Source organism: Salibacterium lacus (assembly GCF_042684865.1).
Lineage (GTDB): Bacteria > Bacillota > Bacilli > Bacillales > Marinococcaceae > Salibacterium > Salibacterium lacus.
Genome location: NZ_JBHUML010000002.1, coordinates 710,105 through 730,667 on the forward strand (window position 1 = coordinate 710,105; position 20,563 = coordinate 730,667).

Consider the following 20,563-nt stretch of genomic DNA (forward strand, 5'->3'; position numbering starts at 1 on the left):
TTTTTTGTCGAACAGCCCTTTTTTCTCGACGTATCAAAACAACCTGTTGTCAAAATAGAAAAAAGACTGCCCTTCCCCGGAATGTCAGTCCAGGAAAAGACAGTCTCTTTGTTATCACTTGGAGTCAAGAAGGGTTTTCACCCGGGCCGTGACGTTTTCAACCGTGAATCCAAACTTCTCGATGTTCACATCACCTGGTGCCGATGCACCGAAACGGTCAATGCCGAGCACACCTCCATAAGCTCCTGTGTATTTATACCAGCCGTGGGAAGCACCCATTTCAACAGCCAGCGCCGGCACACCTTCGGGAAGCACCTTGCGTTGATAGGAGACCGGCTGCTGATCAAAGGAATGCCAGCTCGGCATGCTGATCACATTCGCCTGAACACCCTCTTTCTCCAGAGCCTGGGCCGCCTTCAGTACAAGGGAAACTTCCGATCCGGAAGCAAGAAGCAGTACATCGGGGGCGGGGCTGGTTTCTGCAAGAATATAAGCCCCTTTTCTGACACCTTCTTCCGCATTTTCAGCCGTGCCGGGCAGTGTAGGCACACCCTGTCTTGTCAGCACAAGCGCTGTCGGAGTATGGGTGCTCTGCAGGGCCGTCTTCCATGCAGCCACCGTTTCATTTCCGTCAGCCGGACGAATCACGTTCATATTAGGAATGGCACGAAGGGAAGATGTCTGCTCAATCGGTTCATGGGTCGGACCATCTTCGCCGACGGCAATACTGTCATGGGTGAATACGTACGTGACCGGCAGTTCCATTAAGGCGCTGAGACGCAGAGCGGGCCGCAGGTAATCCGAGAACACCAGAAACGTGGAAACGTAGGGATGAACACCGCCGTGGAGCTTCAGCCCATTTCCTGCTGCTGCCATAGCGAACTCACGCACACCAAACCAGATATTACGTCCTGCGTAATCATCTCTGCTGAAATCCGTTTCTTCCTTAATCAGCGTTTTATTGGAGCCGGAAAGGTCAGCCGAACCTCCGAATAACGAAGGCACCGATTTTGACAATGCCTGGAGCGCCTCGCCGGATACTGCACGTGTTGCCGCCTTTTCATCCGTGTAGACAGGAAGATGCTGTGCCCAATCGTCAGGCAGGTCTCCCTGAACGGCAAGCCGGAACTGTTCTGCAAGCTCAGGGTACTTTTCTTTATACGTATCAAACAGCTTGTTCCATTCTTTCTCTTTTTCGGCCCCTTTTGCTTTCAGACCGGCAAAGTGTTCTGTCACTTCCGGAGGAATATAAAAGGAATCCTCATAGGACCATTTGTAGGAATCCTTTGCAAGTTTTACTTCGTCTTCACCAAGCGGAGCTCCGTGAGCCGCACTTGAACCACCTTTATTGGGAGCACCGTAACCAATTTCGGTTTTCACCTCAATAAGGGAAGGGCGGTCACTGTCTTTTGCTTCCTGCAGTGCTTTTTCTATACCTGCCAGATCCGTACCGTCTTCAACGAAAACGGTGTGCCAGCCGTAAGCTTCATAGCGTTTCAGAACATCTTCGGAGAAGGCCTGATGAAGATCCCCATCCAGGGATACATCGTTGGAGTCATACATGAGAATAAGACGGCTTAACTGCAGATGCCCTGCAAGCGAAGCCGATTCTGCAGATATTCCTTCCATCAGGTCCCCGTCTCCGCATAATACATACGTGTAGTGATCAACAAGGGAGATATCTTCCGTATTATAGGCTGCCGCAAGATGCCTTTCCGCCATGGCCATTCCGACACCCATGCCGATTCCCTGTCCGAGCGGGCCGGTGGTCGCTTCCACTCCCGGTGTATCGCCAAACTCCGGATGACCCGGTGTTTTACTACCCCACTGCCGGAAGTTTTTGAGTTCATCCAGCGAAAGATCATAGCCGGAGAGATGAAGAAGGCTGTACAAAAGCATGGAGCCGTGACCTGCCGACAGAACGAACCGGTCTCTGTTAAACCAGTCCGGGTTGTCCGGATTATGGTTCATAAAGGTTGACCATAGTTTATACGCCATCGGTGCCGCCCCCATCGGGAGACCGGGATGGCCTGAGTTTGCTTTTTCCACGCTGTCAATCGATAGGGTTCGTATCGTATTGACGGCTAGTTCTTCTACATTACCTGTTGTCATTATGTTCCCTGCCTTTCTTTTCGGAAAGCTTCATATGTATATTGTATCTCTTATCTTATCATAAATGTAAATGTCCCAATGCACAAGCCTCGACAGAACACCAAAATAGAAGTAACCTTAAAAAACCCTGATGAACCAAGCAGCTCATCAGGGTTTTACCGTTTTATTAATCTATAGGCAGTTGGAAGACTTTGCTGTTAACTGCGGTAATGGGGATTATTTCGTTTCGCTTTTTCCAGTTTCTGAGGCGTGACATCATCACCTTCCGGATCCACCACTTTAACAGACTGGAGCTGACTTTTGAACGAGGAACGGAATTTCGCCAGGTATTCATTACGAAGTTCATGCTGCTCGTTTTCTTCCTGTTCTGTTAATCCTGTCGTTTTAGAACGGCGGGCCAGTTCATTGATCCGGTCAATCTTTTCCTGAGAAAGCATAGGCCTAGATTACCCTCCCTTTGCTCCTTAATCATTCCATATTCAATGTAAATCAGAACGTATTGAAATGCAAACGAATCTGCTTACAGTGAGAGTGTATGAATAGCAGTCCGCTATACTGAAAGGCACGTTTATTCCATTTCCTCCTGATTCGATTCATATGTATACTGTCCTTCGATATACTCTTTATATCTCCGGTGGACGGTCGCTTTCGATACAGAATAACCAAGTCCGCGCAGCGTGGCAGCAATATCGTAAAAAGGGAGTTCCCTTCTGCGCAGTCGTATGATTTCTTCAAGCGGCGCTTCGATTTTCTTTCTTCCTCCGCCGCCGTTTTCGGGAAGGTTATCCTCCGGATGATAGCCGGATTCCACCGCGCGCTTCATCCCGCGCTTTATCTTTAGATTGTGGAGCCGCCGCTGCTGTTCTTCCACCATCGACAAAATATCCATCAGCATGGTGTCATTGTCCGACAGCTGCAGCCTTCCTTCATCGCGCACAGTATAAACCGGCACATCCAGCGCGGACAATTGGTGCAAAAGGGCAATCTTTGCATTTCCGCGGCCCAGCCTCGTCTCGTCCTGGACGCAGAGAACATCTGCTTCCCCGGCGCTGAACAGGTCCATCATGTCAAGAAGCCCGTCCCTTTCAAGAGTATAGCCCCCAGCCTCCTCTTTAATCGTCTGCCGGATATGAAACCCATTGTTCTGCGCCAGCTGAAACAGTTCTTCCTCCTGCCGTATCAGGGAGGTCTGCTGTGTCTCTTTTGCAGTACTGACGCGGCAGTATATCATGCAGCTTATCATATTATTCCTTCGCTTTCTCTTCGTAATTTACCGTCCAGTCATAACTCAGTATATCAGACGGCTCCTCCTGTTTTACAGTATCGGCATATCCGCCCGTTTCCTCCGGTGTCTGCGACCATTCCACCACAGCAATAAGCGTAACAATAGAAAGAATAAAAAGCAGCAGAATCATCCATTCCTGTAGGCTGATCCGTTTCCATCCGAAATTCATCTCGACCCCTCCAAATATGAGAATATCTGTTCTGTCATAAACTACTTTCAGTATATAAAGAACTATTGTTCCCGTCAAGGAAAAATTAGAACGGGTGTTTGCGGACGTATGTTTTCCATGATATAATAAACACAATAAATTTATGGAAAAAGAGGTGCACCCTATGCCTAAACTCTCCAAAAGACAACAGCAGATTCTCGACTATATAAAAGACGAAGTGAAACTGAAGGGCTATCCTCCTTCCGTCCGTGAAATCGGTGAGTCAGTCGGACTGGCATCGAGCTCCACCGTCCACGGCCACCTTGCCAGACTGGAAAACAAAGGCTATATACGCCGCGACCCGACGAAACCGCGGGCCATTGAAGTTCTTGAACTCGAAGAGGAAAATTTATCCATATCGGAAAGCCAGGCGGTTTACGTTCCGGTTCTCGGGAAAGTCACGGCCGGGGAGCCGATTACAGCGGTGGAAAACATCGACGAGTATATTCCCCTACCTGATCGTATGGTTTCCGATGAAAAAGTATTCGTCCTGACAATCGAAGGCGACAGCATGATCGAAGCCGGGATTTATGACGGGGATATGGTTATCGTCAAACAGCAGCAGACAGCCGATAACGGGGATATAATCGTCGCAATGACAGAAGAACTGGAAGCAACGGTTAAACGGTTCTATAAAGAAAACAACTACATCCGTCTTCAGCCGGAAAATGCTGCAATGGAACCTATTATTCTGGATAACTGTACCATTCTCGGAAAAGTGTCGGGCGTCTTCCGCACCCTGCATTAATACTTATACCGCCGGATGGAATCATATATCACGCAGCATACAAGCACGTGTCTCAAGCCTCCCCGGCAAAGAAGACACGGTGAGCACCAGCGTACCGATACCGCGCTTGTACTCTGGAGTGAAAGCGTAGTATTTTGACGGACCAACAGCTTAACTATAAAAAAATTCCGAATGATTCTTCTACGAATCATTCGGAATTTTTTTATCTATTGATGGTTTTGTCCCAGACTCTTTTTTATACTGTTCTACTAACCGCAGTATTTTATTGTTTTTCTCTTACCATTCAATCAAAGGAAATCAAATATATAAAAAAGCGGAGGAAAAACAGCTGCGTCTTCTGCCTCAATTCTCTCCTTTCTCCATTGACTCCATGGAGCTTTCTTTTTTTCTGCCTTGATTCTCCGAATTTATCTATCGATTCTCGTTCCAACCACCTCACCTGCACTAAAAACCGGAAACAAAGAAAAACCCTGCCACCGCTTTGGTGACAGGGTTTCTGCTTTTTAATAGGTGGAAAGGAATTGTTCTCTTTCCCAAGGGTGAACCTGGGAGCGGAACATATCCCACTCAATTTCTTTTGCTTCGGCAAAGTGCTCGATGGCATGGGAGCCGATAGCGTTGACGAGTGTTTCATCGCTGAGAAGGTTATCAAGAGCAGCGCGCAGATCTCCCGGGAGATCCTTGATTCCTTCTTCTTCCCGTTCTTCTCTTGTCATAACATAGATGTTGCGGTCTGTTGGTTCCGGAGCGCTCAGTTTGCGCTTAATGCCGTCCAGTCCGGCAGCAAGCATGGAAGCCATTGCAAGATACGGGTTCGCCGCCGGGTCCGGACTTCTTACTTCAATACGCGTACTCATGCCGCGGGAAGACGGAATCCGGACAAGCGGACTTCTGTTACGAAGCGACCATGCAACATATACAGGGGCTTCAAAGCCTGGTACAAGACGCTTGTAGGAGTTAACAATCGGGTTCGTAAGTGCAGTAAAGGCCTGAGCATGCTCAAGGATGCCGGCGAGGAACTGCATCGCTGTTTCACTTAGCTGGGAATCGGTTTTCTTGTCATAAAACGCGTTTTCCTTGCCTTTGAAAAGGGACATGTTGCAGTGCATGCCGGAACCGTTCACACCGAACAGCGGCTTTGGCATAAAGGTTGCGTGCAGTCCGTGTTTTCTTGCGATTGTCTTAACAACCAGTTTAAACGTCTGGATGTTGTCACACGTCGTTACAGCATCCGCATATTTGAAGTCAATTTCATGCTGTCCCGGTGCTACTTCATGGTGGGAAGCTTCGATTTCAAATCCCATGTCTTCAAGCTCGAGAACGATGTCGCGGCGGCAGTTTTCCCCGAGGTCGGTCGGAGCAAGGTCAAAATAACCGCCTTTATCGTTCAGTTCCATGGTAGGCTCGCCGTTTTCATCATTTTTGAAGAGGAAGAATTCCGGTTCCGGTCCAATATTGAAGTCGGTATAACCGAGATTTTCCGCTTCTTTCAGTACGCGTTTCAATACGCCGCGCGGATCCCCTTCAAACGGTTTTGGTTCTTCGCCCGGAGCACCAGGCTCATATATGTCGCAGATGAGACGAGCCACTTTGCCTTTTTCCGGAGTCCAAGGGAATACAACCCAAGTTTCAAGATCCGGGTATAAGTACATGTCAGATTCTTCGATGCGGACGAAACCTTCAATGGAGGATCCGTCGAACATCATCAGGTTGTCCAGCGCCTTGTCAAGCTGGTCATACGGGATTTCCACATTTTTAATGATCCCCTGGAGATCGGTGAACTGCAGACGAATAAATTTTACGTTTTCTTCCTCAGCCATTCTCATAATGTCTTTTTTTGTAGTGGCCATGACGTAATCTCCTCTCTTGTAGATAAAAATGAATATGAAATCCTCCGCCGGACGGCAGAAGAAGGTTCATCAAAACTAATGAAAAAATCGTGAAAGCTGTCCCTGAATCATGGAGGACCTTCCCTGGGGTCCAGCCATCATCACTTCTTTCTGCAGATGGCGCCTCAGTTCTTTGTCGCTCATGGTTTCAGTGTTTTTAAGCGCCGGGGCGGGGTTCTTCTGTTCCTGTTCAACCCGCAGTTCGAAAATTTCCCTGATACCGGAAATATTTACTCCCCGTTCAATCAGGCTTTTGATTTCCAGAAGTTTATCGACATCGTTGAAGGAAAACTGGCGCTGGTTCCCTTCCGAACGGGACGGGTGAACCAATCCGTTTTCTTCGTAATACCGAATCTGCCTGGCCGACAACTCTGTCAGTTTTTTCACAATACTTATGGGAAATAAAGGCATGTTCCGCCGGACATGATCATTCATCTGGCTGCCTCCTTTCCTCATTTAAGTTATGTTTATCTTACACGATGTCAGGTTTTTAGTCAATGACATGTTAACTATTTTTACATGAAAAATTACATGTACTGTTCTGCCGGGACTGCAATCAGTTTTTCCCGGAGCAGCGTCTCAAGTCCGTGCGTCACTGCGTATGTTACATGGGACGTGGTAAGCCCGCCTTGAACATAAGCGCGGTAAGGCGGACGCAGAGGGCCGTCTGCCGTAAGTTCTATGCTCGATCCTTGAATAAATGTGCCGGCGGCCATAATAACGTCGTCCGCGTATCCCGGCATCGGGGATGGCCGGGGCTGTACCATCGCGTCCACCGGTGATGCTTCCTGAACCGCCTGACAGAACCGGACCATTCTCTGTTTATCTTCAAACTCGACAGCCTGCACGATGTCTGTCCTTGTCCCGCTGCTTGAAGGAAACGTTTTAAATCCCGCCTGTTCAAACAGAGCAGAAGTAAAAAGAGCTCCTTTCAGTGCCTGCCCTACAATGTGCGGTGCCATAAACAACCCTTGATACATCTCCGGAAGAGCGTTGAACATCGCTCCGCCCTCAAGGCCTATTCCCGGTGCGGCAAAGCGTGAGGATGCCTGTTCCACGAGCGTTTGTGCCCCGGCGATATAGCCGCCGCTTCGGACGATACCGCCTCCCGGGTTTTTTATTAACGACCCGGCGATCAGATCTGCACCGGCATGACCAGGCTCCTCTTCTTCGGCAAACTCCCCGTAGCAGTTGTCGACAAACACGATAATGTCCGGACGATGCGTTTTGAGATGAGAAATAATATCTCTCAGTCTGGCTATGGAAAGAGACGGGCGGTCATCGTATCCCTTGGAACGCTGCAGAGCAACCACTTTCGTATGTTCCTGCAGACACGCTGCCACCATCCCGGGATCCGGAAAGCCGTCCTCATCAAGCGGCGCAACCGAGCACTCCATACCGTACTCCCTCATCGTTCCCGTTTCCTGATGATTCAGACCTACCGCTGTCTGAAGCGTATCATAAGGCGCTCCTGCATAAAGCAGATGGTCGCCGGGGCGCAGCACGCCAAAGAGTGCGGCGGTAATCGCGTGAGTTCCTGAAATGAAATGGGGACGAACGAGCGCCGCTTCTGTTCCAAATACATCTGCATATATCTGATCCAGTGTTTCCCGGCCGACGTCATCATACCCATATCCACTCGAGGCCTGCTGAATATGAACAGAGGAGGCTTTGTGTTTTTGAAAAATCTGCAGCAGCCGGTGCTGATTGGCCTCTGCTGTTTTTTCCACCGCTTTATATCCTGGTTCTGCCGTTTGTTCCGCCTGTTCCCGTAAAATTTTCACTTTGTCCGTCACATTCATTGGCACTGTTTCCTTTCTATTTCTTCCATTGTTGAAGCGTTCCCTGCACCGGATGATCCACAAGCGCAAAGCCTGTAAATATCATAAACCGGTTGTCATCACTCATCTTTTCGGTATTAACCATGGTCAAACGCTGGATGTCAGCGATTGCCTTTCCTTCTTCCACAGGTACTTTCGCTTTATAATACTGCATCTGCTTTTGCAGTGTCTGCTCCATGAGATGCCGAAGAGACTCGACGTCGGTTTCATCGCGGGCCGACATATAGATAAACGGTTGTTTCGAGCCGGTGGTCACGTACGTTTCATTCATCTGATCTGCTTTATTGAAAACCGTGATAACCGGAATCGTGTGAGCGTCCAGTTCTTCGAGCAGCTTGTCCACTGTGTCGATATGTGAGTCCGCCGATGGATCGGAGGCATCCACAACATGAATCAGTACATCCGCTTCCTTCACTTCCTCCAACGTCGAACGAAACGCCGCAATAAGAGTCGTTGGGAGGTTTCGTATAAAACCGACTGTATCCGTCAGCAGCACCGGGTAACCGGAGGGAAGCTGCGTCTGCCGGGTCAGCGGATCCAAAGTGGCAAAAAGCAGATTTTCCTTAAACGTTTCCGCTCCGGAAAGGCTGCTTAACAATGTCGACTTGCCGGCGTTTGTGTAACCGACGAGAGCAAACTGAACGGCTTTATTTCTTCGGCGCTGTTTCCGGTAGTTTTCCCGCTGCTCTTTCACTTCCTGCAGCCGCGCCTTTAAATCATCCATCCGTTTCAGCAAATACCGCCGGTCCGTCTCCAGTTTTGTCTCGCCGGGGCCGCGCGTTCCAATACCTCCTCCGAGTCTTGAAAAAGATTCTCCCTGACCGGCAAGCCGGGGAAGAAGGTACGAAAGCTGGGCAAGTTCCACCTGAATTTTACCTTCTTTTGTATGCGCCCGGCCGGCAAAAATATCAAGAATCAGCTGGGTGCGGTCGATGACACGAACCGGGATTTCCCGGTCCAGATTCCGGATCTGCCCCGGGGATAATTCATCATTAAACACAATGAGATCCGCTTCCTCCTCTTCCACCGCATGATTGATTTCTTCGATTTTTCCTTTACCGATAAACGTGGCCGGATCCGGTTTCTGTCTGGCCTGGATGAAGCGTTCCTGCACCTCCCCGCGGACGGTGTGAACAAGGGCGGTTAATTCCTCCAGGCTTTTCTCCAGGTCTTCTTCCAAAACTCCCGGAAACCGGCACCCGGCTATTATTACTTTTTCCTTCATCTCTCTACTCCTTTCCTGCCTCGCACATATCTGCTGCTTCAAGTGTCATCAGTGTTTGTTTATTCAACGTCACCGGTTCTTCCAGCAGACGAAGCGCATGGCGTCGGATAATGCGTTCCACCAGGTTTCTCACGTAACGCCCATTTTGACGAAAATCTTCTTCCCGGAGCATCTGAAAATGACGGGACAGTTTCTGCCGCATTCCAGCTGTAGGCTGATACTGTTTTTCTTTCATCAGCTGTTCCGTCAGTGTAAGCATATCAGCTCCGGAAAAATCACGGAATGAAAGCGTATTGGGAAATCGTGAGGGCAGACCCGGGTTCAGCTTTAAAAACTGTTTCATTTCATCAGGATACCCCGCCAGGATCAAAACAAATTTGTGCTGCCTGTCTTCCATTGCTTTTACAAGGGCATCAACAGCTTCCCGGCCGAAATCTTTTTCACCGCCCCGTGCAAGCGAATAAGCTTCATCAATAAATAGAATTCCTCCTTCCGCTTTTTTTACGATATCTTTTGTTTTCTGTGCCGTCTGGCCGATATATTCCCCTACAAGATCCGCCCGGTCCGCTTCAATAAAATGACCTTCCTCCAGAACGTCCATATCTTTGAGCATAGAGGCCATAATCCGGGCAACCGTCGTTTTTCCTGTGCCCGGGTTGCCTGTGAAAAGCATGTGGTAATTCTGGGGGGATACCGTCATTTCCAATTTTCTTCTGCATTCATTCACGTAGACGAGCGCATACATTTCCCGGATAAAGGTCTTCACCGGATTCATCCCGATCATGCCGCTGATCCGCTTTTCTGCTTTTAACAGAGGGTAATGCGCCATCTCCGAAAAGCCTTCCCTTCTTTCGGACGGTTCTATATTTTCCTGATTCAACTGTATTTGAATTTTCCTGCTGTCTTTCATCTGTACCATCACAGTCATCCCCTCTTTCTGAGCACAATATCCTGTGGGCGTCTACCTACACTATACGTTCATCCATAGTGATTGGTGAATCAGGAGTCTGGTACAATGGATACACGACCTTACGGAAAGGAAGAAAAAAATGACGGACAACATGTATGTTCTCCCCGCACCGGCACAGGAATTTCTCGAATTTCTGAAAGCCAGGGGGAGAAAAGACAGCACTATTACCCGTTACCACTACGACCTCGCCGATTTTTTCCGATTTGTTGAAGTGTCTGCCGGAGTGGATCACTTATCTGCTCTGGACGCGGCAGCAACGCGCCGGATTGAAGAATATTTTGCGTTCCTCGCTCAGAGCAGGCACTACCAAAAGCGCACAATAAAACGGATTCACACCGTGCTCAAGCAGCACTTCGAATTTCTTCACAGCACGGGCAGACAAAAAAACAACCCAATGAAAGCGTTCGATCTGGAGGATTTAACCGGGGACGCATTTACCTCCGATGACCTTATCCATCCATCGGAAGAAAAAAAATTAATGGAAACCCTGCAGTCCGACGCCGGTCTGAGTGAAAAGCAAGCAGCGGCACGTCCGCTGCTTGCTCCAAGAAATCTGGTTATTATCCGCTGGTTTCTCTATTACGGGCTTCGTCTGCAGGAGCTGGCTTCCCTTTGTCTGAAAGATATGAATCAAGGACAGGGGCAGCTTTTCATTCCGGAATCCACCGGAAACCCCCGCGTGGTGTCTTTATCCAAAAAAGATCAATCTTTATTGTATCATTATTTTCAGGTTATTCCGAAACCAGTCCGTCCTTTTCTTGAGAATCATCCGGTCTTTGCCGCTTTCGATTTTCAGCGGCGGACATACCGGTGGAGTTATGAAGAAGACCGTCCCAAACAGTTAACCGAAGTAGCTGTTCAGAAAATGATACGCACGGAAAGAAAACGTGCCGGCATTGAGCGCTCCATTTCATCGAAGCATCTCCGCAACACGTTTATTGTGCGTGCGCTGGAATCAGGTCAACGTCCTGAGGACATTAAGGAGACGCTCGGTCTGAACACGGTACTGACATTAACAAAGTACATAGACTACGCCGCCCGGAATAACAACGGTTCCCAGACGAGCAATTTCTAAAAAATGCTCCCGCTGCGCTGTCACGAAAGTCTATATTATGTACACGCATCGAAAAAGCTTCCAGGGAATCCTGGAAGCTTTTGTTTATTTTTCGGTGGCGGAGTCTGCGGATTCCGCTTCTACCTGCAGCGAAATGTGGCGCTGGGGCGCAAAGGTGGAAATCGCATGTTTATAGATAAGCTGCTGTTTGCCGTCGCTGTCCAGTACTACGGTGAAATTATCAAAAGCTTTGACATGCCCCCGCAGCTGAAAACCATTCAAAAGAAAAACAGTGACAGGTATTTTCTCTCTGCGCAGCGTGTTTAGGAATTGATCCTGAATATTAACCGGCTGTTTCATGACATAACGTCCTCCTCATCATACTCTGCCTCTATTCATATCTATTCGACGGCGGATCATATTCTCCTTCTATTAAATGAATCATTTTCTCTATTTTTTCTTCGTGACGGCCGTCGGTCATGTCGAACCAGTTCACATCTTCTTTGTTGCGAAACCACGTCAACTGCCGTTTGGCATACTGTCTGGAATGCTGTTTCAATGTTTCTACTGCTTCTGTGAAGGAGCAGCGCCCTTCAAAGTATGGAAAAAATTCTTTGTATCCGATTGCCTGAGCCGCCTGAACGTGATGCGGATACTCATTATACAGCCATTTTACTTCGTCGATAAGGCCCTCCCTGATCATCTGTTCCACCCTTGTATTGATACGGTCGTACAATACACTGCGTTCCATCGTCAAACCGATCATGAGATGATGATACGGGGCATCGGCTTCTGATTCAAATGACCGCTTCGCCTGTCCGCCGATATGACGGATTTCCAGCGCTCGAATTGTTTGTTTTACATTGTTTGGATGAATGCGGCCGGCACTTTCTTCATCCATTCCGCGCAATTTGTCATGCAGCGCGCGGGCGCCGTGTTCCCGGGCAACCTCTTCCATCTGCCGGCGGAATTCCGGATCGGAAGGTGTATCGTGAAAATCAAGCCCCCGGATAACAGACCGGATATAGAGCCCGGTTCCGCCCGCGATAATGGGAAGTTTCCCCCGTGCATTGATACTTCGGATGCGCTCGGCTGCTTTCTGTTGAAAGGCAGCCGCAGAATATGTATCATCCGGAACACGTTCATCGATAAAGTAATGGGGAATGCCGCGCCGCTCCTCTTCGGATACTTTTGCCGTTCCGATATCAAGACCTTTGTAAATCTGCATGGAATCTCCACTCAGTATTTCACCATCAAAATACGAAGCAAGCCGGATTGCGGTTTCTGATTTACCGACGGCTGTAGGCCCGGCGATAACAATGACTCTGTCTTTTGTCATGACAACTCTCCTTATACATACAGTGCATTCAAACTCCGGAGTAATAAACCTGCTTTCTATTAATGCAGTGGACTCGTCCCTATCTCCCTCCGTCAAAATAAAAATCCCTTTTATAAAAAGGGATCTTCCGGAGGTATAAGAGCAGGCTTTAATGATTGGACTGTGACTGTTTCATAAGATAAACAGCCATCAGGGTACTGATAAAAATAGCGAGGCCGGAAACACTGAGTATCGCAATCAAATCAAAGGCAGTCATGATCCATTTCTCCTTCATAAACCATTTATTTTGCATTGTAACATATAATGTCCCCACAGCACCTCCGGAAATGTGACGAAGATGCAAACATTTTCAAACTACATCACCCGTTTAAACATTTTCTCCATATCATACCCGGAAAAATGAATAAAAACAGGTCTGCCGTGAGGACAGGTGAACGGTGTTTCACAATGACGCAGGTCCTGGAGGAGCGACTGTATTTCATCACCGCGGAGATGTCGGTTCGCCTTAATTGCCCCTTTACAGGACATCAATACGGCTGCTTCTTCAAGCAGCGCAGAAACGCGGATTTTTCTGTCTTCAAGCAGCTGCTGAATCAGCTCCCGTATCGTGTTTTCCTCCTCCCCTTCGGGAAACCAGGCCGGATGCGAGGAGACACGATACGTCCGGAACCCGAACGGTTCAAGGTACACACCTGCCTGTTTCAATTCTTGCTCATAGGTTGTGATGATGCGTTCTTCTGCCGGAGAGAGTTCCAGGGTGATTGGAATCATAAGCTCCTGAATATGGCGGTTGGTTTCTGTGATTTTGTCCCGGAAGTATTCATAATAAATCCGTTCCTGCGCGGCATGCTGATCAATAATATACAGCCCGTTCTCATTCTGGGCGAGAATATACGTCCCGTGAAGCTGACCGATGGGGTCAAGCTCGGGAACCCGGCCGGCATCGGGTTTCTCTGCTTCGGATGTTCCGGAGTCCGCGGCAGAGTGGACTGGGTGTTCTGTGTCAATGGTTTCTTCCGTCCCGGGCGCAGGGTCCGGTCTCAAAGCATAGGCCGGGGCTCCAGCCTCCAGTGCTTCTTCCGGTGCGGGCTGCATCGTGTCCTGCGGCTGTGCACTGTAGGGTGCAGGAGAGACGGTTTCCTGATGACCGGAATGCTCTGCAGATGGTGTATTCCATTCAAGCGGCATCTGTTCTGATTTCGGTTTTTTTGCCCGCGATGTTTCCACTTCCGGAATAAATGTCTGTTTTTGGAGCGTTTCTTTTAAAGCCTGTTCAATAAGAGAGAGCAGTTCCTGTTCCTTGCTGATTTTCACTTCCAGTTTTGCCGGATGAACGTTAACGTCAATCAGCACCGGATCCATTTCGATATGAAGAGCAATCATCGGATGACGGCCGATCGGAAGCAGCGTATGATAAGCTTTTTCCACCGCTTTTACGATGGGGAAATGTCTGACGTAACGACCGTTAATGAAGATGGAAATGTACTGCCGCGAGGCCCGGTTTACTTCCGGCTCAGCCGCCAGCCCCTCAATGCTGTAATCCATCGAAGACGTCTGGACAGGCAGAAACCCTGCCGCAGTACGGCGGCCGTATATCGCCGCAAGCACAGCTTTCATATCCCCGTTTCCGTTTGTGAAAAGGAGCTGTCGTTCATTGTGGGACAACGTGATGGCCACGGAGGGATTGGCCAGCGCAAGACGGTTCACCACGTCTGTAATATTGCCGATTTCGGTATGAATGGTTTTCATGTATTTCAGACGTGCCGGTGTGTTGAAAAACAAATCCCGTACCGTAATGTCCGTTCCTTTCCGGGATTTTGCAGCAGAAAGCGCTATCCGCTTCCCCCCTTGATAACGGATGAGTGTCCCTTCTCCTTCCCCGGTTCCGGTCGTCAGATCAAGATTGGAGACAGCAGCAATACTCGGAAGTGCCTCGCCGCGGAAACCAAGACTCGCAATCTGAAACAAATCCCGTTCTGATGTAATTTTGCTCGTGGCGTGACGGAGAAAAGCCAGCTCCGCATTATCCCGGGTCATCCCGCTGCCGTTGTCCACCACCCGTATTTTGGAGAGACCGCCTTCTTCAATGTCAATATCGACCCGGGTGCTTCCGGCATCCACGGCATTTTCCACCAGTTCTTTTACAATCGAGGCGGGGCGCTCCACCACTTCTCCGGCTGCGATTTTATTGGATAATTCATCGGTCAGTTTTTTTACTTCTGCCATAACCGCCCCTCCTTATCATTTCAATTTCTGCTGATACTCATACAATAATTCGAGCGCCTGAATCGGCGACATATGAAGCACATCCGCCTTTTTCAAGTCCTCGATGATGGGATGCGTTCCGCTTGGCTGCTTTTGTTTTGTTCCACTGGAAGGTGCGGGTTCGAACAATGCGAGCTGTTCCCCGTCTCCGGAGTCCGGCTCAGATGATTGGTCATCTATCTGTACAGGAGCTTCCTGCCCCCGCTCTTTCAGCATTCCGGCATCATTTCCTTCAAACTGATGAAGAAGCGTCTCCGCACGATCCAGCACCCCTCCGGGTAAATCAGCGAGTTTGGCAACATAAATACCATAACTCCGATCCGCCTTTCCCTGCTCCACTTTATGAAGAAACACGATGGATCCTTCTTCTTCCACCGCCCGGACATGAACGTTGTACAGTTTCGGCAGCGTGTCTTCAAGTGTCGTCAATTCGTGATAGTGGGTCGAAAACAGTGTCTTGGCCCCGATCTGATCATGAATGTATTCTACAATAGACTGGGCCAGCGCCATACCGTCGTATGTGGATGTTCCGCGGCCGATTTCATCCAGAAGAATGAGGCTGTCCGGTGTCGCCATCGAAAGCGCCTGCCTGGTTTCCAGCATTTCAACCATGAACGTGCTCTGCCCGGACGTTAAATCATCCGATGCCCCGATACGCGTAAAAATCTGGTCAAATACCGGAAGCTCAGCCTTTTCTGCGGGAACAAAGCAGCCGGCCTGGGCCATGATGGAAAGCAGCGCGGTCTGGCGCATGTACGTACTTTTCCCTGCCATGTTCGGACCTGTAATCAGCTGAATTTCCCTCTGATCATCAAGATCCATATCGTTTGCGACGTATTCTCCCTGGTCCAGCATCTGTTCAATCACCGGATGACGGCCGTCGGTAATAGAGAGCCGGCGGCTGCTTGAGAATTCCGGACGCACGTACTGCATTCGTTCACTCTGTACAGCAAAACCCTGCAGCACATCCATTTCGCTGATAATCCGCGCCGTCTGCTGAAGGGGCTGAAGATATTCTTTGACCTGATCCCTGATTTCAAGAAACAGCTGGTACTCCAGTTCCGTGCTGTGCTGTTCTGCACCAAGAATCATTTCTTCTTTTTCTTTAAGTTCCGGGGTGATGTAACGCTCGGCGTTCGTTAACGTCTGTTTGCGCTCATACCTGCCTTCCGGGAGATAGGGAATGTTCGGTCTGGTGACTTCAATATAATAACCGAACACCTTGTTGAATCCGACTTTCAGTGATTTTATTCCTGTCGCGTCCCGTTCCTCTTTTTCGAGCCTTGATATCCAGTCTTTTCCGTTTCTGCTCGCTTCTTTATATTCATCCAGTTTATCATGCCAGCCTTTTTTAATGAGCCCCCCCTCCGTAATGGAAACAGGAGGTTCCTCCGCCAGACTTTTCTCGAGCATGCCGCGCAGACTGCTGAAATCTCCCGCACGCCCGGTCCATTCTTTCATTGTTTCATTGTCAAGAGAGTCAAGCAGGGAAAACAGGTCAGGCAGCTCCTGAAGCGAACGCCGGAGCTGTACCAATTCCCGGGCGTTCACATTGCCATAGGCGGTTTTGCCGGCAAGACGTTCAAGATCATATACGTAGCGGAGCCTGTCCCTTAATTCTTCCCTTTCAAAATAATGCGCGAGAAAGGATTCCACCACGGAGTGACGTTTTTTCATATCGTCTACTTTTAACAGCGGCTGCTCCACCCATTTTCTAACGAGACGCCCGCCCATGGCTGTCACGGTCTGATCCATGAGCCAAAGCAGCGACCCTTTTTTATTGTGATCCATCAGGGTTTCTGTCAGCTCCAGGTTCCGGCGCGCATGAATATCAAGCTGCATGCTGTCTTTCGGGCGGTACAGATGGATGGGCTGGAGGTGGGATAACGAACGTTTCTGGGTGCGCATAAAGTAATTCGTCAAGAGCGCGAACGCTGTCTCCACTTTTAATCCAGTGTTGTCCGGAAGCAGGGTCTGAAATTCCTGCTGCAGCCCTGTGTTTTCTTCTGTGGAACAGACAATCGATGCGGGAAGAATGCTGCCTGCGTCAAAAAAGGACGGAACAATCAGTTCCTTTATTCCGGTCCGCGTTATTTCACGCTGCCACTGACGCGTGTCTTTATCCAGAACCGCGCCTTCTATTTCTCCTGTTGTTAAATCTGCTTTCACAAAAGAAGCGGTTCCATCCTCACAGGGATAGAGAGCGGCGGTGAAATTATTTTCATCCTCTCTCACAGCACGACCTTCCATGACAGTTCCCGGCGTTACCACCTGTACGACTTCGCGGCGGACCACACCTTTTGCTGTTTTTGGATCTTCCACCTGTTCACAGATGGCAATCTTATATCCTTTTTCGATGAGGGTGGAAATATACTGCTCAGCCGAGTGATACGGCACCCCGCACATTGGGATGTGCTGCTCGTTACTGCTCCCGCGGCGCGTGAGCGTGATTTCCAGTTCCCGGGCGGCCTGTACCGCGTCATCGAAAAACAGCTCATAAAAATCACCGAGCCGGTAAAATAAAAACGTATCTGTATATTGCGATTTAATGTCTTTGTACTGCTTCATCATTGGTGTTTCTTCGGCCACGTCTATTCCTCCACTGCTGAATGATATGTGCACTTATTATATCATACGGCTTCATACGAAAGGAAAAAGCCCGGTTTATTTTAACCGGACTTTGTGGCAATTATTGATCTTTGTCTTCAAGAAAATCCGTATCAATAGATTTCAGTTCTTCTTCTGATACCTGCTCTTCCCATTTTACATTTTTATAATCATCGTCTTCGGCATCGGGATGTATCTGAATACATACTTTCGTTTCTCCTATAAGTTCCGCGGAAAATTCTTTTTCTACTTCCACTTCTACATCTTTTCCTTTTTCCCCGATGGCCGCTTCAATCGTATTGGGCTGCTTTAACGCCCTGGCGATAACATCCACTTCATCGGTAATAAGTTCTTTCTGCTTCATTTTCAATGGTATCAACTCGGTATAGGTGACATTCCCGGTTGTCACATCTGTTTTTGTGTTGTCTTCGTAGGAATACCACACGTTGACATCATAACGGCCGTTCACCTCAATCGAATCTCCTTTTCTGTCCGCGTCGTACTCATGATTTATGATCCAGCAGCCCAGAATGCTGGAAGGTTTTTGAGGGGGTTTTACAACATGAGTATCCCTGCAGTTTTTTTTCCCTTTACCACACACAGCCTTTGTGACGATTTCCCGGTATCTCGCTTCGTTTTCCGACGGCATCGATGACCCTCCCTTTTCTACATAGAAGTGCCATGAAGACACTCCGTGTCATTCTTGTTTAACTATATGCAGGTCCACCGCCTAAGTTGACCATTTTATTTTATGAATTATTAATATTTTGGGATTAAAATTCCTACGGTACGTGAAATTTTAATGAGGGGACGCCGAGGATACAGCGTTATGCAGCATAAAAATCCGGACGATGCCGCATTCTAATGTAGACTGCAGGAGCATCGTCCGGATTTTTTCAGGCCCCGTATTTTTTTGTTTCGGCCTTTTTTCAGGGAAAACGCCGTTACTGCTGTTTCAAATCAAGAAATGGGGATCCGCCGGTCGTTCCTTTTAATTTGTCCCCGCCGGTGGATTCAATAATCTCATCGGTAACTTTGTTGGAGATTGTCGTTGAGACTAATTGAAGGAGCTCGTTCACATCTTTTTGGCTCTGCTGGAACTCCTGCACAATCGGAATGTTTTCAATCTCTTCATTTAGTGCAGCGAGTTCTTCTTCCGCCTGCTTCAATGCCTCTTTTTTCTCGTAATGCTGCAGGTTGACGGCCTGCTTCTGCTTGTTTTTTATTTTCTGAATCAGTTCCTGCACCCTTACATTACGGTTGATCTGGGCTTCGGCGCGTTTAAAAAAGTCCACTTCTTCTGTTTCAGAAATAAGCGTTCCAAGCTCACGGGCTTTGTTCAGTACTTCCTGTTTTGAATAGACAGATTCACTCATTACTTATTCACCTCTGCTGTTTCCACCATTTCGCCGTTAAGCGACCAGGTTTTTGCTTCATGAATGCGGGTATATACAATGCCTCCGATAACCGAAGCCGGACCTCGGAAATTCACCAGCTTATTTGTCCTGGTGCGGCCGGACAATACCTCTGCATCTTTTTTGCTTTCCCCTTCCACGAGTACTTCCACGACCTCGCCTTCGAGTTCTTTGTTGCGGCGCGCTGAAATGTCATTGACAACTTTGTTCAGTCTCGCGAGACGGTCTTTCTTCACATCACGGGGCACGTTGTCCTCAAACTGGGCGGCCGGTGTTTTGTCCCGCGGGGAGTAGATATAGGTAAATGCACTGTCGTAATCCATTTCTTTCATTAAAGAGAGCGTCTCCTGAAACTGTTCTTCGGTTTCATTTGGAAAGCCGACAATAATGTCTGTTGTAAAGGAAGCGTGCGGCATCGCTTCTTTAATTTTGCGGGCCAGTTCAATATATTCTTCTCTCGTATACTTACGCCCCATTAATTTCAGAACTTCGCTGTTTCCGGACTGTACCGGAAGATGGATATGTTCCACGAGGTTTCCGCCTTTGGCAAGCACCTGTACGAGGTCATCGTCAAAATCACGCGGATGGCTCGTCGTAAAACGAACACGCGGAATATCAATCAAGCGCAGTTCATCCATCAAGTCAGCAAGCCCATAATCTTCGTTCAGATCTTTTCCGTAGGCATTGACATTCTGACCGAGAAGCGTAATTTCTTTATACCCCTGTCTGGCGATGTCACGGACTTCGGCAATGATATCTTCAGGGCGTCTGCTTCTTTCTTTACCGCGGGTGTACGGCACGATACAGTACGTACAGAATTTGTCACAGCCGTACATGATATTGACCCAGGCCTGTGTTTTTCCTGCCCGTTTGCGAGGCATATTTTCTACAACATCGCCCTCTTTGGACCACACCTCGATAACCATTTCCTTACCTTGAATGGCATCCCACAAAAGTTCCGGCATCCGGTGAATATTATGTGTGCCGAAAATGAGGTCGATATGCTGGTGCTTTTGCATAATCCGGTTGACGACCGATTCTTCCTGCGACATACAGCCGCATACACCCAGGACCAGTTCCGGTTTCTCTTTTTTCAGGTTTTTCAGGTTGCCGATTTCACCAAACACTTTATTTTCCGCGTTTTCACGGATGGCACAGGTGTTGAGAAAAATGACGTCGGCTTCCTGTGGGTCCTCGGTTGCGCTGAAACCCATCTCTTCCAGAATGCCCGCCATGTTTTCCGTATCATGGACATTCATCTGGCATCCGTACGTACGAATTAAATACTGTTTGCCAGTGCCGATATGCTGCATATGCTCCGGAATGGAAAAGTCATAATGCACTGCGACTTCTTCCCGGCCGCGTTTACGCCCTTTTTTATAATCGGGCTGCTCATTGATTAAAATACTGCGTCCACCGATTTTCATGTACTGTCTGCCGTCTTCTTCTTCCATTTCCGCGCCGGAAAAATCAAAGTATTTACTGAAATCTTTATTTTCCAGCCGATCTGTGCCGCTGCTGGATTTTAAGTCCGAGGGCGCAGCGTCGGCGGATGTTCTGCGGTTCTCATCGTCATTCATTGGATAGTCACCGTTCCTTTCAATC

At 48.6% G+C, this 20,563-nt stretch carries 18 protein-coding genes; 2 read left to right on the forward strand and 16 right to left on the reverse strand.

What is annotated here, in order from left to right:
• Positions 1 to 114 precede the first annotated feature (114 nt).
• The 4 genes from tkt to ACFSUB_RS04515 all read right to left on the reverse strand — a co-directional run bounded on the left by tkt (position 115) and on the right by ACFSUB_RS04515 (position 3,566).
• Entirely contained in the window at positions 115 to 2,112 is a 1,998-nt protein-coding gene (tkt, locus tag ACFSUB_RS04500) for a transketolase (protein ID WP_380711993.1), read from the reverse strand.
• Positions 2,113 to 2,309: 197 nt separating this feature from the next.
• The gene (locus ACFSUB_RS04505) at positions 2,310 to 2,549 is read right to left on the reverse strand and encodes a DUF896 domain-containing protein (RefSeq protein ID WP_090926034.1); all 240 of its coding nucleotides are present in this window, start codon (positions 2,547 to 2,549) and stop codon (positions 2,310 to 2,312) included.
• A 131-nt stretch (positions 2,550 to 2,680) separates the two neighbouring features.
• Positions 2,681 to 3,352 carry a YneB family resolvase-like protein gene (locus ACFSUB_RS04510; protein WP_380713173.1) on the reverse strand — a complete coding sequence of 224 codons (672 nt, stop codon included), beginning with the start codon at positions 3,350 to 3,352 and terminating at the stop codon, positions 2,681 to 2,683.
• 4 nt (positions 3,353 to 3,356) lie between these two features.
• A complete protein-coding gene (locus ACFSUB_RS04515; protein WP_380711994.1) occupies positions 3,357 to 3,566 on the reverse strand; it encodes a hypothetical protein in 210 nt (69 codons plus the stop codon).
• A gap of 163 nt (positions 3,567 to 3,729) precedes the next feature.
• Between ACFSUB_RS04515 and lexA the strand changes: the two genes are divergently transcribed.
• A complete protein-coding gene (gene lexA / locus ACFSUB_RS04520; protein ID WP_380711995.1) occupies positions 3,730 to 4,353 on the forward strand; it encodes a transcriptional repressor LexA in 624 nt (207 codons plus the stop codon).
• Positions 4,354 to 4,856: 503 nt separating this feature from the next.
• Here the strand turns inward: lexA and glnA are convergent.
• The 5 genes from glnA to ACFSUB_RS04545 form a co-directional block, all read right to left on the reverse strand.
• A complete protein-coding gene (gene glnA / locus ACFSUB_RS04525) occupies positions 4,857 to 6,203 on the reverse strand; it encodes a type I glutamate--ammonia ligase (RefSeq protein ID WP_380711996.1) in 1,347 nt (448 codons plus the stop codon).
• Between the two features lie 75 nt (positions 6,204 to 6,278).
• Entirely contained in the window at positions 6,279 to 6,677 is a 399-nt protein-coding gene (locus tag ACFSUB_RS04530; RefSeq protein ID WP_380711997.1) for a MerR family transcriptional regulator, read from the reverse strand.
• A gap of 92 nt (positions 6,678 to 6,769) precedes the next feature.
• On the reverse strand, positions 6,770 to 8,044 hold the full coding sequence (locus ACFSUB_RS04535; RefSeq protein ID WP_380711998.1) for a methionine gamma-lyase family protein: 1,275 nt from the start codon (positions 8,042 to 8,044) through the stop codon (positions 6,770 to 6,772).
• A 16-nt stretch (positions 8,045 to 8,060) separates the two neighbouring features.
• Positions 8,061 to 9,308: a GTPase HflX gene (gene hflX, locus ACFSUB_RS04540; RefSeq protein WP_380711999.1), complete on the reverse strand. Its 1,248-nt coding sequence runs from the start codon at positions 9,306 to 9,308 to the stop codon at positions 8,061 to 8,063.
• 4 nt (positions 9,309 to 9,312) lie between these two features.
• The gene (locus tag ACFSUB_RS04545) at positions 9,313 to 10,227 is read right to left on the reverse strand and encodes an AAA family ATPase (RefSeq protein WP_380712000.1); all 915 of its coding nucleotides are present in this window, start codon (positions 10,225 to 10,227) and stop codon (positions 9,313 to 9,315) included.
• Positions 10,228 to 10,357: 130 nt separating this feature from the next.
• Here ACFSUB_RS04545 and ACFSUB_RS04550 point away from each other — a divergent pair, with 130 nt between their 5' ends.
• Positions 10,358 to 11,353, forward strand: coding sequence for a tyrosine-type recombinase/integrase (locus ACFSUB_RS04550; protein ID WP_380712001.1), 996 nt, complete (start codon positions 10,358 to 10,360; stop codon positions 11,351 to 11,353).
• Between the two features lie 84 nt (positions 11,354 to 11,437).
• On the opposite strand, the gene hfq is transcribed toward ACFSUB_RS04550, so the two are convergent.
• From hfq to miaB, 7 genes are all read right to left on the reverse strand, one after another.
• Positions 11,438 to 11,692 carry an RNA chaperone Hfq gene (gene hfq, locus ACFSUB_RS04555; RefSeq protein ID WP_380712002.1) on the reverse strand — a complete coding sequence of 85 codons (255 nt, stop codon included), beginning with the start codon at positions 11,690 to 11,692 and terminating at the stop codon, positions 11,438 to 11,440.
• A 31-nt stretch (positions 11,693 to 11,723) separates the two neighbouring features.
• A complete protein-coding gene (gene miaA / locus ACFSUB_RS04560; protein WP_380712003.1) occupies positions 11,724 to 12,671 on the reverse strand; it encodes a tRNA (adenosine(37)-N6)-dimethylallyltransferase MiaA in 948 nt (315 codons plus the stop codon).
• A 354-nt stretch (positions 12,672 to 13,025) separates the two neighbouring features.
• A complete protein-coding gene (mutL, locus tag ACFSUB_RS04565; protein WP_380712005.1) occupies positions 13,026 to 14,897 on the reverse strand; it encodes a DNA mismatch repair endonuclease MutL in 1,872 nt (623 codons plus the stop codon).
• A gap of 15 nt (positions 14,898 to 14,912) precedes the next feature.
• A complete protein-coding gene (gene mutS, locus ACFSUB_RS04570) occupies positions 14,913 to 17,525 on the reverse strand; it encodes a DNA mismatch repair protein MutS (protein WP_380712006.1) in 2,613 nt (870 codons plus the stop codon).
• A gap of 100 nt (positions 17,526 to 17,625) precedes the next feature.
• A complete protein-coding gene (gene cotE / locus ACFSUB_RS04575; protein ID WP_380712007.1) occupies positions 17,626 to 18,192 on the reverse strand; it encodes an outer spore coat protein CotE in 567 nt (188 codons plus the stop codon).
• A 295-nt stretch (positions 18,193 to 18,487) separates the two neighbouring features.
• A complete protein-coding gene (locus ACFSUB_RS04580) occupies positions 18,488 to 18,919 on the reverse strand; it encodes a RicAFT regulatory complex protein RicA family protein (protein WP_090926049.1) in 432 nt (143 codons plus the stop codon).
• A complete protein-coding gene (gene miaB, locus ACFSUB_RS04585) occupies positions 18,919 to 20,538 on the reverse strand; it encodes a tRNA (N6-isopentenyl adenosine(37)-C2)-methylthiotransferase MiaB (protein WP_380712008.1) in 1,620 nt (539 codons plus the stop codon). Before miaB ends, ACFSUB_RS04580 begins: the two co-directional genes overlap by 1 nt.
• Positions 20,539 to 20,563 lie beyond the last annotated feature (25 nt).